9 protein-coding genes are annotated in these 14,958 nt (G+C 69.6%); 4 read left to right on the top strand and 5 right to left on the bottom strand.

Annotated features, from left to right (window positions below; all coding sequences use genetic code 11):
• On the top strand, nt 1-1,526 hold a 1,526-nt coding region (locus HUW62_RS24820), incomplete at its 5' end, for a DEAD/DEAH box helicase (RefSeq protein ID WP_176435811.1).
• A 6-nt stretch (nt 1,527-1,532) separates the two neighbouring features.
• Here the strand turns inward: HUW62_RS24820 and HUW62_RS24815 are convergent.
• The 5 genes from HUW62_RS24815 to HUW62_RS24795 form a co-directional block, all read right to left on the bottom strand.
• On the bottom strand, nt 1,533-2,213 hold the full coding sequence (locus tag HUW62_RS24815; RefSeq protein WP_163867151.1) for a Fe2+-dependent dioxygenase: 681 nt from the start codon (nt 2,211-2,213) through the stop codon (nt 1,533-1,535).
• Nucleotides 2,214-2,230: 17 nt separating this feature from the next.
• The gene (locus HUW62_RS24810; protein ID WP_163867150.1) at nt 2,231-4,537 is read right to left on the bottom strand and encodes a TonB-dependent siderophore receptor; all 2,307 of its coding nucleotides are present in this window, start codon (nt 4,535-4,537) and stop codon (nt 2,231-2,233) included.
• Between the two features lie 136 nt (nt 4,538-4,673).
• Nucleotides 4,674-6,221: a PepSY-associated TM helix domain-containing protein gene (locus tag HUW62_RS24805; protein ID WP_176435810.1), complete on the bottom strand. Its 1,548-nt coding sequence runs from the start codon at nt 6,219-6,221 to the stop codon at nt 4,674-4,676.
• 8 nt (nt 6,222-6,229) lie between these two features.
• Complete coding sequence (locus HUW62_RS24800; RefSeq protein WP_176435809.1) at nt 6,230-7,090, bottom strand: energy transducer TonB; 861 nt, start codon at nt 7,088-7,090, stop codon at nt 6,230-6,232.
• A gap of 136 nt (nt 7,091-7,226) precedes the next feature.
• On the bottom strand, nt 7,227-7,715 hold the full coding sequence (locus HUW62_RS24795) for an 8-oxo-dGTP diphosphatase (RefSeq protein WP_176435808.1): 489 nt from the start codon (nt 7,713-7,715) through the stop codon (nt 7,227-7,229).
• Between the two features lie 313 nt (nt 7,716-8,028).
• Here HUW62_RS24795 and gltB point away from each other — a divergent pair, with 313 nt between their 5' ends.
• The 3 genes from gltB (at nt 8,029) to HUW62_RS24780 (ending at nt 14,915) form a co-directional block, all read left to right on the top strand.
• Nucleotides 8,029-12,588 (top strand): glutamate synthase large subunit, encoded by a 4,560-nt coding sequence (gltB, locus tag HUW62_RS24790; protein WP_176435807.1) that lies wholly within the window; start codon nt 8,029-8,031, stop codon nt 12,586-12,588.
• Between the two features lie 3 nt (nt 12,589-12,591).
• The gene (locus tag HUW62_RS24785) at nt 12,592-14,052 is read left to right on the top strand and encodes a glutamate synthase subunit beta (RefSeq protein WP_176435806.1); all 1,461 of its coding nucleotides are present in this window, start codon (nt 12,592-12,594) and stop codon (nt 14,050-14,052) included.
• A 455-nt stretch (nt 14,053-14,507) separates the two neighbouring features.
• Complete coding sequence (locus HUW62_RS24780; RefSeq protein WP_163867144.1) at nt 14,508-14,915, top strand: hypothetical protein; 408 nt, start codon at nt 14,508-14,510, stop codon at nt 14,913-14,915.
• Nucleotides 14,916-14,958 lie beyond the last annotated feature (43 nt).

The following is a 14,958-nucleotide window of genomic DNA, read 5'->3' as shown; positions in this document are numbered from 1 at the left end:
TCCCCCTCCTCCACCACCTGACGCCGGGAGAAGCCGGCCCCCACAACACCTCCGCCCTGGTGCTCGTGCCCACGCGCGAATTGGCCATGCAGGTGTCCGAGGCCATCCACCGCTACGGCCAGAAGCTCGGCGCCACCGTCCTCCCCCTGTACGGCGGTCAGGTCATCGGCCAGCAGCTGCGCGTGCTCAAGCGCGGCGTGGACGTCGTCGTCGCCACCCCGGGCCGCGCCCTGGACCACCTGCGCCGGGGCACGCTCCAACTCGAGAACGTCCGCACCGTCGTGCTCGACGAGGCCGACGAGATGCTCGACATGGGCTTCGCCGACGACCTGGAGGCCATCCTCTCCGGGACGCCCGAGAACCGTCAGACGGCCCTCTTCTCCGCCACCCTGCCTCCGCGCATCGCGAGCATCGCCGAGCGCCACCTCCACCAGCCGGTGCGCGTGCGCATCGCCAAGGAGAAGGTGGAGCCAGGTGAGCTGCCTCGCATCCGGCAGACCGCTTACGTCGTCCCGCGCTCGTTCAAGATCGCCGCGCTGGGCCGGCTCCTGGACGTGGAGTCCCCCACCGCCGCCATCATCTTCTGCCGCACCCGCACCGAGGTGGACGACCTCACCGTCTCCCTCAACGGCCGGGGCTGGCGCGCCCACGCGCTCCATGGCGGCATGACGCAGGAGCAGAGAGACCGCGTCATCAAGCAGCTCAAGTCCCATGGCACCGACCTGCTCGTCGCCACGGACGTCGCGGCGCGCGGCCTGGACATCCCCCGCCTGTCGCACGTGGTGAACTTCGACGTGCCCAACGCCCCCGAGGCGTACGTGCACCGCATCGGCCGCACCGGCCGCGCGGGTCGCGAAGGCGTGGCCATCACCCTCGTCGAGGCTCGCGAGACTCGCCTCTTGCGCAACATCGAGAAGGTCACCGGCCAGCGAATCACGGTGGCCACCATCCCCACCGTGGCGGACCTCCGGGCCCGGCGCCAGGAGCTGATGCGCGCCACGCTGCGCGAGACGCTGGTGGCCGGTGGACTGGAGTCGCTGCGCAGCACCGTGGAGGATCTGGCCGGCGAGTTCGAGCCGCTCGACATCGCCGCGGCGGCCGTGAAGCTGCTCCAGGACTCACAGGAAGAAGGCCGCGCGAAGGAAGAGGAGGAGATTCCCGCCACCGCGCCGATGACGGAGCGCAAGGAGCGGACGAGCCGCCCCGGCGGCCCCTCCAGCGGACCGGGCTCGCGTCCGGCTCGCACCGAGCGAGGCCCCAAGCGCCCCGCGGGTCCTCCGTCGTGGGACACCACCCGGCTGTGGATTGGCGCGGGCCGAGTGGCGGGCATGCGTCCCGCCGACCTGGTGGGCGCCATCGCGGGAGAGGCGGGCCTGGACTCGTCGCAGATCGGCGCCATCCAGATCACCGACGCGTTCTCGCTCGTGGAAGTCCCGGAGCCGGATGCCAACCGCGTCATCGCCGCGCTGAAGGCTGCGACGATTCGCGGTCGCAAGGTCGTGGTCCGCAAGGACCGCGGTACCTGAGGTCCGTCAGGGCTCCGCCCACTGGCGGAGCAGGTTGTGGTACACGCCCGTCAGCATGACCAGTGAGGGGCTCTTGGGCACCTCCTGGTTGAGCTGCATGATGGCGGTGTCCAGATCAAACAGCAGGGCGCGCTGGGACACGTCGCGCACCATGCTCTGAATCCAGAAGAACGAAGCCAGCCGCGCACCCCGAGTCACCGGGGTGACGTGGTGCAGGCTCGTCGACGGATAGAGGATGAGGTCCCCCGCGGGCAGCTTCACCGCGTGGTGGCCGTACGTGTCCTCGACGACGAGCTCTCCGCCGTCGTAGCTGTCCGGCTCGGAGAGGAAGAGCGTCGCGGACACGTCGGTGCGCACGCGCTGCCCCGTCCCGGGAAGGAAGCGGATGGCGCCGTCCACGTGCGAGCCGAAGGACATGCTCGTGTCGTAGCGGTTGAACAGCGGAGGAAACACGCGCTGCGGGAGCGCGGCGGAGATGAAGAGCGGCGTGCGCTCCAGCCCCGCGAGCACCAGCTCCCCCAGCTCCCGCGCGGCGGCGCCGCCCTCGGGGAGCTGGAGGTTCTTCTTCACCTGGACGGACTGGTGGCCGGCGGTGACTCTGCCGTCCGTCCAGTCCGCCTGTTCCATCACCGTGCGGCAGCGGGCGACCTCGGCCGCGGTCAGGACATTGGGAATGTGCAACATCATGACCGCGAGCCTTTCGCCTAGAAGCGGTAACGCGCCGTCAGCAGCGCCGACACCCCATCCGCGGGGACGGCGTGACCGCCGTAGTACTGGTCGTAATACAGCGTGTCGGTGAGGTTGTAGACGTTGAGCTGGACCTGTGCCTTTCCGAACGCGTAGCTGGCGAAGGCATCGAAGCGCCAGAAGTTCGGCACGTAGCTGGTGGCCGTGGTGGCCGCCGTGGGATTGCTGACGCTCGTCACGTCCTGGTAGACGGCGCCGCCGCCCACGGTGAAGTCCTTCAGCGGCGAGTACGTCGTCCACAGGGAGAGGCTGTGGCGCGGCGTGTTGGGCAGCCGCTGGCCTACGAGGAACGCGTTGGTGTGCTCCAGGATGGCGGAGTCCATCAGCGTGTAGTTGGCGAGCACCTTCCAGCGCTCGACGATGGTGCCGGCGATGCCGACGTTGAAGCCCTGCACGCGCTGCTCACCCTCGAGCACCTGCGGCGGCCCCTCCGGGTCCGTGTTGGGCACGCGCGCGTCCGTCTTGGTGATTCGGAACACCGCGCCCGTCAGCCCGAGCCGCCCGTCGAGCAGGTCCGCCTTCGCGCCCGCCTCCAGGATGGCGTTCTTCTCCGGGTCCAGGCTCACGGTGTCCGCGGACACCGAGCCCAGCTCCGCGGAGGGGCTGGAGGAGGTGCCGTACATGCCGTAGACGCTCACCTTCTCCGTCGGGTGCAGGACGGCGCCCGCGCGCCAGTTGAAGAGGTGGTCGCTGCTGCGCAGGCGCGACTTGGCGCCGGTGTTGCCCGTGGTGGAGTAGTCCGTGTTGAAGACGTCCCAGCGCAGCGAGCCCACCAGCTCCAGGTATTGACCGAGCTGCACCTGGTCCGCGGCGAAGAGGCCGAGCGTGCGCTGGATGCTCACGTTGGAGCCGGAGAACACCGGCGACACCGCGGACAGGTCCGGCTCCGCGTCTGGCTCGAACAGGTCCGCCGGGATGTTGGGACCGGTGGGCAGACCCACCGCGTTGAGGTTGTCACGGGACTGGCCGCGCTTCTCCCACGACAGCTCCACGCCCGCGTTCGCGGTGTGCTTGACGAAGCCCGTCTCCAGCTCTCCGCCCACGGTGGCCTGGTTGGAGACGAAGGAGTTGTCCGTCTCCGTCTGGAAGCGCTGCCGGCCGATGGTGGTCGGCGCGCCCGCCGGAGTGAGCCCGCGCGGCGCGGTGGGGCTGGCGAAGCGGTCCACGCGGCCGAAGCGCAGCGTGTTGGTGAACTGGAGCTGCTCGCCCAGTCCCTGGGAGAGGCGCGCCGTGGCGACGTGGGCATCCACGCGCTCGGTGTCCGCCGTCACGCCGTAGAAGTTGCCGCGCGGCACATCCAGTGTCTCCGTGACGGGCTTGCCGTTGAAGTAGGGCACGCCGTAGTCGGGCAGGCCGTCTTCACGCTGGAAGAGATAGTCCAGTTCCAGCGTGGTCTGCTCCGCCACCTTGAAGCGCAGCGAGGGCGCGAGGCCCAGCCGGTTGTCGTGAACCTCGTCACGGCCCGCCGTGTTGGCGAGCTGGCCCATGAGGTTGAGGCGCGCCTGGAAGTTCTCCGACACCGCCTCGTTGAGGTCCGCCTCGACGCGGCCCGACGGCGCGGTGCCGCCGCTCACGGCGACTTCCTGGAAGGACGTGCGCTTGGGCTTCTTCGTCACCAGGTTGATGGCGCCGCCCGTGGAGCCACGGCCGAAGAGCACGGAGGAAGGACCGAAGTACGCCTCCACGCCCTCCAGGTTGAACGTGTCGCGGGTGAACCAGCCCAAGTCCCTGGCGCCGTCACGGGAGACGTCGTTCTGCGCGGAGAAGCCACGCATGATGAAGGCGTCGCCCTGCCGGCCGCCTTCGCCGGCGCTCATCGTGATGCCGGAGACGTTGCGCAGCGCGTCCCGCACCGTGGTGGCCTGCTGCTCCTCGAGGACCTCCTCGGGAACCACCGTCACGGACTGCGCCGTGTTCACCAGCGCGCGCTGGGCGCGAGGCAGCGAGCTCTCACGGACCTGATAGCCCTCTGACTCTCCCTGGACCTGCACGGTGGGCAGCGTGAACTGTCCCTCGGTGCCCTGCGTCTCGGGGCTGGCCTGCGTGGCCTGGGGTTCCACGGGCGCGCCTTCCACCGGCGCGGCCTGCGCCTCCGCGGACACCGGAACCTGCTGCGCTGGCTGCTCCTGCGCCACCGCCCCACCGGCCGCCAGCGCCGACGCGAGACCCACGGCGGGGCCCCAGGGCTTCAGCGCGGAACGAATTCCACCGGTGTGACCCGCGCTCGTCCGGATTCCAGGGCTGCGTGACTTGATGAACGACATGACTCTCTCCAACTCCCCGGCCCCATGGGGCCCGTTCCAAGTAGATTTGCGAATGACTTCGATTTTCAAAATCAACTGAATCCAGGAGACGCCCCGAGGGCGTCGCGGGGACCTCGCCCGCCCGTTTCGAGGTGTCCTAGGCGGGGGTCTCCGACGAGCTCGCGGGCGCGGGCTCGGGTGCTGCTGACACAGGCGTCGAAGTCTCGGGCCGGCGCTTCGGGAAGAAGCGTCGCCACGACAGCGCGAGGCCGGTCCACACGAGGAAGGCACCGCCCAACGAAGCGAGGGCCGCGATGAGCTGGCCCACCCAACCGAGTGCTTCTCCGGTGTGGAGGAAGCGCAGCCAGGTCCGCAGCTTGCGTCCGGTGTTGAAGTCCGCGTAGCCCTCACGCTTCGCGACGGCGCCGGAGAACGGGTCCACCGAGAACTGCGTGGACGCGAACAACGGCCAGGCGTCCTGCTGCTTCACGGCGAAGGTGACGGCATCGACCTTGCCGTCGGAGTCGCCCTTCCCTCCGCGTGACGTGCCCTCGCCGCGACGCTCACCTTCGGCGCGAGGTGCACCCTCGGCACGGCGCTCGCCTTCAGCGCGACGCTCACCTTCGGCGCGAGGTGCACCCTCGGCACGGCGCTCGCCTTCAGCGCGACGCTCACCTTCGGCGCGAGGTGCACCACTCTCGACAGTGCGCTCAGCCTCACCGCGCGCGGGACGCGCCCCCTCTCCACCAGGAGTCGCGGTGCGAGAACCCGCCTCGCCCTGCCCTGCTCCCGCTGACTGCGCGGCCGGCGTCTCGGACGGCTTGCCTTGTCCACCCGGCCCACCGGCTCCTCGGGGCGGCGACGGCAGCCGATACGTGATGCTCGCCCAGTCGGGCGCCTGCGCCTGGACCGTCGCGAGGAGCACACCCAACTCCTTGCGCTGCGCTCCGCCCTCCGGCGGCGTCACCTTCACGCCAGCGGACCCCGGAGGCCCCTGCGTCGCGGGCGCCGGGCTTCCTGTCACCGTGTAGACGAAGTCCGAAGCCCACTTGTACGAGATGACCATGCCCGACGCCGTGAGCACGACCAGCACCGGCATGCTCCAGAGCCCGATGACGTTGTGCCAGTTGAAGTCGCGCGCCTTGCCCTTCAAACCACCGCGAAACCACACCACCGGGCGCACCGTCTTCAGCGTCCACTTGCGCGGCCACCACAGGTAGAGCCCCGACAACGCCAGGAAGAGGAACCCCGCGTTGGACGCACCCGTGATCGCCTTGCCCACGGGGCGACCGTCACCGCTCGTCGCGAGCCACCGGTGCCACTCCTCCATCACATGGAAGAAGTCGCGCCACCCCTTCGCCCCACCCTCCCGCACCTCGCCCGTGTACGGATTGACGAAGACGACACCACTGCGCCCCAGCGCCACCTGCGCGGCGGCCGTCGCGGACGGATACACCGTGACACCCGACACCTGGGCCTCGGGCTTCGCCTCACGCACCTTGGCCACCAGCGCCTCGATGGACAGTCGCCGCGCCTCCGCCTCCGGAGCCGGCACGGTGCGAGCGTCGGACTCCGCCCACTCGAGCACCTGGGACTCGAAGGCGATGGCCACCCCCGTCACCGACATGATGGCGACGACAAGGCCAACGACGACCCCGACGACCAGGTGAATCCAGAAGAGCGTCTTGCGGAACGGGAGGACCATGGCCTGCTTCACTTCAAGGAGAACTGGACGGGAAGCTCGAGGATGACACGCACGGCCTTGCCGTGACGTCCGATGGCCGGCGAGAACCGCCACCGATTGACAGCGGCGATCGCCGCCGCGTCGAGCATGGGAATGGAGCGGATGATCCGCGTGTGCTCGGTCTCCACCTCACCGTCGGTGCCGACGATGATGCGGACCAGGACGAGCCCCTGGACGCCGTCGACGCGGGCCCGTCGGGGGTACTCCGGCGTGAGCTGCTTCAGGACGGACGGAGGCCGCAGCACCTGCCCCAGCCCCACTGCCTCACCCATGCCACCTGGCGCCCCCACGATGCCGCCCTGGGTGCCACCCGCCACGCCCCCCGCGACTCCACCCGGCACGCTCGGAGCCGAGGTGTCCGTGGAGGCCGCCTCCGCGGAGGCCTCGGGCTCGCTCGTCGGCTCAGGTGCGGCGGGAGTCTCCTCGGGCGGCGTGGGCTCGACGACCTCGGGCTTCGGCGCCGGTGGTACCAGGGCCCGAGGAGCCATCACCGGACGCGACATGCGAGGACGGGCCTGTCGCGAGGCCCGCTCGGCCGAGGCGGGACGGGACGGCCCCCCCGGCGCGGGAGGAGGAGGCGCGAAGGAGAGGAACACCAGCTCCGGCTCCTCCTCCACCGGGGCCTTCTGCGCGCGCGCGGGCAGGGCCAGCCCCACCGCGACTCCACCCACGTGCACCACCGCCGCCGCGACGAGCGCCCAGCCCCAGCGCACCCAGAGACCTTCTCTTTCCGACGACTCGCCCAGACGGAACAACCGCCCGGACGACTCCGCGCTCCGCTCGGCCGGCGGGCCACCCTCCACGGAAGGCGTATCGAAACTGAGAATCATTCTCATATTCGGATGCACCTAGAACTACGCCGACAAGCCAGGGCTCGTCAACGCGCACGGTCAACCCGAGCACATTGTTTTCATCACAGTCTCAAATACACGCACTGTCCGCGCGGCAACCCAGACACCACGTGATTCAGAGTCGCGTGTAATTCCAGCTCAACGCGCGTCCCCCGGAATACGGCATGACGCCGTGAAACGGCCGGGGGTCCTCGTCGAACACGAGCGGCAGGAAGTGCCTGTCTCCGTCCCACATGGGCAGGTGGGGCAGCTCGGTGAGCGGCACCCAGGACAGCGAGCCCTCCGCGTTGCGCTCCAGCGGCGTGCCCTCGAAGGCGTCGATGCGGAAGACGAAGCCGAGCCAGTCCTCCCCCTGTTTGCCGAAGCCGGGCCAGGACAGCGTGCCGCGGAGGACCATGCGGGTGCATTCAATGCCCGCCTCCTCGCGAATCTCGCGGCGCATGCATGCCGCCACGTCCTCGTCGCGCTCCATCTTCCCGCCCAGCCCGTTGTACTTGCCCAGGTGCGCATCCTCGGGCCTGGCGTTGCGGTGGATGAGCAGCACCCGCTGCCGGTCCGGCGACATCACGTAGCCCAGGGTGCCGATGATGGGGGTGTAGGGCATGGCGCGGTCCTCATGACGCCGTGCGAGAGAAGCTCGCGCGGGCGCCGCTTCATAGCGAATCCCGGCCGCGCCCTGTCTACCCACCACGGCGGGCTCCTCCCAAGACATGTCGAGGCAGCCCCTCCCTCGAGGGCAATCGACTGCCCACCCATTGACGAAAGCCTCCGGCTTGGGGGTGGCCGGCAAGGCCCCTCGGTCCACCGCCCGACCACCGGCCCCTCGCCCGCGACTTCTTTACGGGAGTCAACGCGTCGCGTTAGCGTGTAGCGACAACAGCGACGACATCCCGCGTCACGCGGGAAAGGGGAAGTTGATGACCGCGACCCTCCCCCCCGGCCGGTACGGCCTCTATGAGCCTGAGACCGAACACGACGCCTGCGGAGTGGGCTTCGTGGCTCACCTGCGAGGTGAGCGCTCTCGAGGCATCGTCGAGGACGCCCTGGAGCTGCTCAACCGCCTGAGTCACCGGGCGGCGGCGGGGAAGGATCCTCGGACGGGAGATGGCGCGGGCATCCTCGTGCAGCTCCCGCACCGCTTCTTCGAGCACGAGGCGCCGGAGCTGGGCTTCGAGCTGCCTCCGCGCCGGCAGTACGGCGTGGCGCAGGTATTTCTTCCGCAGGAAGTGGAGGCGCGGGCCGCGTGCGAGGCGGTGCTGGAGGAGGTCGTCACCGAGGAGGGTCAGCGCGTGCTCGGCTGGCGCGACGTCCCGGTGGCGCCGGAGCACCTGGGGCCGGTGGCTCGCGAGGCCGCGCCCGTCATCCGCCAGTTGTTCATCGCGCGGAGACGCGTGGTGCCCAGCGCCTTCGAGCGCAAGCTGTACCGCATCCGCAAGCTGACCGAGAACCGCGTGCTGGCGCGCGGCGTGGACCCGAAGGGCCGCTTCCACCTGGCGAGCCTCTCCTCGGAGACGCTCGTCTACAAGGGCCTCTTGCTCCCCGCGGACCTGCCGCGCTTCTACCCGGACCTCCAGCACACGGAGTTCGTCAGCGCGCTGGGGCTGGTGCACTCGCGCTTCTCCACCAACACGTTCCCCACGTGGGAGCTGGCGCAACCGTTCCGCTTCATCGCGCACAACGGCGAAATCAATACCCTGCGTGGCAATCGCAACTGGATGACGGCTCGGCGTGGGCTGCTCCAGACGGCGCGACTGGGCGGGAGCCTGGAGCCGCTGTGGCCCATCATCGTCCCGGGCAAGAGCGACTCCGCCCAGTTCGACAACATGGTGGAGCTGCTCTACCTGGGCGGCCGCACCCTGCCCCACGCGATGATGATGATGATTCCGGAGGCGTGGGAGGGCGACGCGCACATGGCGGACGAGAAGCGCGCGTTCTACGAATACTCCTCCGCGCTGCTGGAGCCGTGGGACGGGCCCGCGGCCATCGCCTTCACGGACGGGCAGCTCATCGGCGCGACGTTGGACCGCAACGGCCTGCGTCCGGCGCGCTACCTCGTCACGGAGGATGACCGCATCATCCTCGCCTCGGAGACGGGCGTCATCGACGTGCCGCCCTCGCAGGTGCGCCGCAAGGGTCGCCTGACGCCGGGCCGCATGCTGCTGGTGGACACCACCGAGGGACGCATCCTGGAGGACGAGGAGGTGAAGCGCGACATCAGCACGCGCTGGCCCTACCGTCGCTGGCTTCAACGCAACGTCTTCACCTTCGATGACTTGCCCACCGTCGCCGCGCCGGAGCGACTGCGCGGCGATGAGCTGACGCGGCTGCAGGGCGCGTTCGGCTACACGGTGGAGGACATCCGCTCGGTCATCACCCCGATGGCGGAGACGGGCAAGGAGCCGGTGGGCTCCATGGGCACGGACACGCCGCTCGCGGTGCTCAGCGACCAGGCCCCCAGCCTCTTCTCGTACTTCCACCAGCTCTTCGCGCAGGTGACCAACCCGCCCATCGATCCGCTGCGCGAGTCGCTGGTGATGACGCTGGCGACGGCGCTGGGCCCGGAGAGCAACACCTTCGAGGAGACGCCGGAGCAGTGCCACCGGCTCTCGCTGCCGGGCCCCATCCTCACCAACGGACAGCTCGCGCGGCTCGCGTCCATCCACGGCGAGGGTCTGTTCGAGACGAAGCGCGTGTCGCTGCTCTATCCGTTGAACGGCGGCGAGGGCGCGCTGGAAGTCGCGGTGGAGAAGCTGTGCGCGGCGGCCGTGGACGCGGTGGATGCGGGCGCGAGCATCCTGCTCTTGAGTGACAGAGGCGTGGACGCCGCGCACGGGGCCATCCCCGCGCTGCTGGCCATGTCGGCGGTGCACCAGCGCCTGGTCCGCGACGGCATCCGCATGTACACGGGCCTGCTCTTGGAGACAGCGGAAGCGCGCGAGGTGCACCACTTCGCCTGCCTCTTCAGCTACGGCGCGGCGGCGGTGAATCCGTACCTGGCGCTCGACACGGTGAGGGCACTGGCGGACGGGGGCGAGCTGGGCGTGGACGCGGAGAAGGCGCAGGAGCGCTTCATCCACGCCGTGGAGGAAGGGCTGATGAAGGTGATGTCCAAGATGGGCATCTCCACGCTCCAGTCCTACCGGGGCTCCCAACTGTTCGAGGCGGTGGGGCTTCAGCGCGGCCTGATTGAGCGCCACTTCACCGGCACGTCCTCTCGCGTGGAGGGCGTGGGCCTGCCCGAGCTGGGACGCGAAGTCGCCGAACGCCACGCGCGAGGCTTCGAGGCGGCGGAGGGCCAGGTCCCGGTGGGCGGCCAGTACCGCTGGCGGAGGCAGGGCGAGCGACACAAGTGGAACCCGGCGACGATTGCCAAGCTCCAGGCGGCGGTGCGTGGCAACGACGCGGCGCAGTTCGCGGAGTACTCAAAGCTGGCGGACGACGAGACGCACGAGCACTGCAACCTGCGCGGTCTCCTGGAGGTCGTCACCGAGGGTTGTCGTCCCATCCCGGTGGAGGAAGTAGAGCCGGCCTTGTCCCTGGCGCGTCGCTTCGTCACGGGCGCCATGTCCTTCGGCTCCATCAGCGCGGAGGCCCACGAGACGCTGGCCATCGCGATGAACCGGCTGGGTGGCAGGTCCAACAGCGGAGAAGGCGGCGAGGAGTCGCGGCGCTACCAGCCGGACGAGCACGGTGACTTGCGCCGCAGCGCCATCAAACAGGTGGCGAGCGCGCGCTTCGGCGTCACCACGGAGTACCTGGTCAACGCGGACGAACTGCAGATCAAGGTCGCCCAGGGCGCCAAGCCTGGCGAGGGTGGACAACTGCCGGGCCACAAGGTGGACGAGCGCATCGCCAAGGTCCGCTGGTCCACGCCGGGCGTGACGCTCATCTCCCCTCCCCCGCACCACGACATCTACTCCATCGAGGACCTGGCGCAGCTCATCTACGACCTCCAGTCCACCAACCCGAAGGCCCGGGTGAGCGTGAAGCTGGTGAGCGAGGTGGGCGTGGGCACCATCGCCGCGGGCGTGGCGAAGGCGGGCGCGGGCTGCGTCGTCATCTCCGGCTATGAGGGCGGCACGGGAGCGTCCCCCATCTCCAGCATCCACCACGCGGGCCTGCCGTGGGAGCTGGGGCTCGCGGAGACGCAGCAGGTGCTGGTGCACAACGGGCTGCGCGAGCGAATCCGCGTACAGGCGGACGGAGGCCTGCGCACCGCGCGCGACGTGCTGGTAGCCGCGCTGCTGGGCGCCGAGGAGTTCGGCATGGCCACCGCGAGCCTCGTGGCCGTGGGCTGCGTGATGCTGCGCAAGTGCCACCTCAACACGTGCTCGGCCGGCATCGCCACGCAGGACCCCGCGCTGCGCGCGCGCTTCCAGGGCAAGCCGGAGGACGTGGTGAACTTCTTCCTGCTCATCGCGGAGGACCTGCGGCGCAAGATGGCGGCGCTGGGTGCCCGGACGTTGGAGGAGTTGGTAGGCCGGGTGGACCTGCTGCGCCAGCGCGCGGCGGTGGACCACTGGAAGGCGCGCCGCGTGGACCTCTCCGCGCTCCTGGCCGCGCCCGCTGCTCCGGAGAGCGAGCCGCGCCACTGCAAGGTGCCCCGCTCCAAGGATGTGTCGGACCACCTGGACCACGAGCTGCTTCGCGACGCGAAGGCGGTGCTGGACGGTGGACCCGCCATGCTGTTGACGCGGCCGGTGAGCAACACGCATCGCGCGGTGGGCGCCATGCTCTCCGGCGAGATTGCGAAGAAGCATGGGGCGCGAGGGCTTCCGGATGGACGGCTGCACATCCGGATGAAGGGCTCCGCGGGCCAGAGCTTCGGCGCGTTCCTCGTCTCGGGTGTGACGCTGGAGCTGGAGGGCGATGCCAACGACTACGTGGGCAAGGGCCTCTCCGGCGGACGCATCATCGTCTATCCGCACCAGTCCAGCCGCTTCGTGGCGGAGGAGAACGTGCTGGTGGGCAACACGGCCCTCTACGGCGCCACGGCCGGAGAGGTGTATCTGCGCGGACTCGCGGGCGAGCGCTTCGCGGTGCGCAACAGCGGCGCGCAGGCGGTGGTGGAAGGCGTGGGAGACCACGGCTGCGAGTACATGACGGGCGGCGTGGTGGTGGTGCTGGGCGCCACGGGCCGCAACTTCGCGGCGGGCATGAGTGGCGGCACCGCGTACGTGTTGGACCGGGAGACGACGTTCCGGCAGCGGTGCAATCTGGAGATGGTGGAGCTGGAGTCACTGGTGGACGAGTCGGAGATCTGGCTCGTGCACGGGATGATTGAGCGACACCAGCGGCACACGCACAGCGCGCTGGCTCGGCGGGTGCTGGACAACTGGGAGCTGATGGTGCCCCGGTTCGTGAAGGTGATGCCGACGGACTACAAGCGCGTGTTGCAGGCGCGACGCGCGGCGAAGAAGCCACCGGAGACCCAGGTGGGGGCGCAGCTCCAACACGTCGTCGGCGGGAGGGGCTGAACCATGGGCAAGCCGACCGGATTCATGGAGTGGGACCGCGTCCACCCGCACAAGCGCGAGAAGCAGGAGCGGCTGGGCGACTATCGCGAGTACGCCCTGCCCCTCGCGCCCGAGGAGGCGAAGCGACAGGCCGGACGCTGCATGGACTGTGGCGTCCCCTTCTGTCACCAGGGTTGTCCCCTGGGAAACCTCATCCCGGACTTCAACGAGGCCGTGTACCGGGGTCGCTGGCGCGAGGCCTACGACATCCTCTCGCGCACCAACGGCTTCCCGGAGATGACGGGCCGGCTGTGCCCCGCGCCGTGCGAGGCCGCGTGCGTGCTGGCCATCGACAGCGATGCGGTGACCATCGAGCAGATGGAGAAGGAGATCTCCGAGCGCGCCTTCGCGGAGGGCTGGGTGAAGCCTCGGCCTCCCACGCGGCGCACGGGGCGCACCGTGGGCGTGGTGGGCTCGGGGCCCGCGGGGCTGGCGGCGGCGGCGCAGCTCAACGCGGCCGGGCACAGCGTCACGGTGTACGAGCGCGACGCACGGGCCGGTGGACTGCTGCGCTACGGCATTCCGGACTTCAAGCTGGAGAAGTCCGTGGTGGACCGGCGTATCGCGCTGATGGAGGCGGAGGGCGTGGTGTTCCGCACGGGCGTGGACGTGGGTGGCTCGGTGAGCTTCCGCGAGCTGCGTGGGCGACATGATGCGCTGCTGCTGGCGATGGGGGCTCGACGGGCGCGTGAGCTGGAAGTGCCTGGTCGCGAGCTGAGCGGCGTGGTGCAGGCGATGGAGTACCTGGAGCACCAGAACCGGCTCGTGGGTGGGCATGGCGAAGCGCAGGCGCGACTGAATGCCGCGGGTAAGCGCGTGGTCATCCTGGGCGGTGGTGACACGGGTTCGGACTGCCTGGGCACGGCGCTGCGGCAGGGCGCGAAGAGCGTGCAGCAGATTGAGTTGTTCCCCGCGCCTCCGTCCGTGCGCGCGCTCGACAATCCGTGGCCCCGGTGGCCCGTGGTCTTCCGCACCTCGTCGAGCCAGGAGGAAGGCGGCGAGCGCGGCTTCGCGATGCAGACGAAGCGACTGGTCGGCACGGACGGGAAGCTGGAGACCCTGCACGCCGTGAAGGTGGAGGTGCAGCGCGCCGTCGGAGGCGGCCCGAGGCTGGTGGAGGTTGCAGGCTCCGAGACGACGCTCGAGGTGGACCTGCTGATCCTGGCGATGGGCTTCACCGGCCCGGAGACGACGGGACTGGTGGACGACCTGGGCGTGGCGCTCTCCCCTCGCGGCACGGTGCAGGTGGACAAGCGCTTCGCCACCTCGGCGGACGGCGTCTACAGCGCGGGGGACGCCAGCCGGGGCGCGAGCCTCATCGTCTGGGCGCTGTCCGACGGACGTGAGGCGGCGAAGTCCATCGACGCATACCTGTCCGGCGGCGTGTCGGTGTTGCCGACGCGCGGCGCGGACAGTCCGTTCTGAGCGTTCGTGGAGCCCCCCCGCGAGGCCACACGACAGTCCTGACCTGGAAGAGGCTGGGACTGCGGGCCCACGACAGCCTGGCGCGCATCAACTGAAGTGGGTTGGTATTGGATGGGCCCCGAGGAGAGGGGCTCCCGGGGTGGGCCGCCCTGCGCTGGTGCGAGTGGTGCCCGTGGGTCGCTTCCGCTGCACAGCGTGCAGAGGCACGTGCACCGTCTGCTCTTGGGAGGTCCTGACGACGCGATTGTATCCGGCGACAGCCATTTGACCGAGGCGGGCCCCTCCCCTCTACTCTCATCATCGCGTTCATTCGTTTTGCCTATCTGCCCGAACGCGAGGCCATGCCCGACCCGAGAGGACATATGCAGCGAGCCATGTGGAATGTGATGCTGGGGGGAAGCTGTGCGCTGCTCGTGGCCTGTAGTGCGGATGAGGTCACAGGACAAGATGCGGGCGTGACCACGTACGCCGTCCGGGTTTCCGTCCCCCTGGCGACGGACCCCTGCGGTGTCGTGACGGCGACGGCGTCTGTGCAGGGACCGGTTCGAGCCATCGGTCCCGTGTCCCTCGATGTGACGAGCGACGCCGTTCGTGGCGCAATCACGGATGTCCCCGTGGGGCTGCAACACCAAGTGTTCGTGAAGGCATACAACGCCAGCGGCCTGGAGGTCTATTCGGGGACCTCGACCGTGGACGTCAACGAAGGAGGTGGAGGGATGGGAAGCGCAAGCATCTTCATGTACAGCCACAGCGAGAACTGCCCCGCGGGGGGCACGGAGGGAATCCGGCTCCACGGCAGCCTGGAGTCGGTCACCATCGATACGGCCCTTGCCCCCATCTCATCCGCCAGACCGAGGTTCTGAAGCAATCACTCACGGATTCAGACAATCCAATTCCAGATGGTTT

The sequence above is a fragment of the Myxococcus sp. AM011 genome (assembly GCF_013372595.1).
Classification (GTDB): domain Bacteria; phylum Myxococcota; class Myxococcia; order Myxococcales; family Myxococcaceae; genus Myxococcus; species Myxococcus eversor.
This window is presented reverse-complemented; position numbering and strand designations above follow the sequence as displayed.

Bases quoted from the DNA above. Each gene is read 5' to 3' on its own strand.
- HUW62_RS24795 (WP_176435808.1), bottom strand. From the start codon at position 7,715: ATGCCCTACACCCCCATCATCGGCACCCTGGGCTACGTGATGTCGCCG.
- HUW62_RS24800 (WP_176435809.1), bottom strand. From the start codon at position 7,090: ATGATTCTCAGTTTCGATACGCCTTCCGTGGAGGGTGGCCCGCCGGCC.
- HUW62_RS24785 (WP_176435806.1), top strand. From the start codon at position 12,592: ATGGGCAAGCCGACCGGATTCATGGAGTGGGACCGCGTCCACCCGCAC.
- HUW62_RS24805 (WP_176435810.1), bottom strand. From the start codon at position 6,221: ATGGTCCTCCCGTTCCGCAAGACGCTCTTCTGGATTCACCTGGTCGTC.
- HUW62_RS24815 (WP_163867151.1), bottom strand. From the start codon at position 2,213: ATGATGTTGCACATTCCCAATGTCCTGACCGCGGCCGAGGTCGCCCGC.
- gltB (WP_176435807.1), top strand. From the start codon at position 8,029: ATGACCGCGACCCTCCCCCCCGGCCGGTACGGCCTCTATGAGCCTGAG.
- HUW62_RS24810 (WP_163867150.1), bottom strand. From the start codon at position 4,537: ATGTCGTTCATCAAGTCACGCAGCCCTGGAATCCGGACGAGCGCGGGT.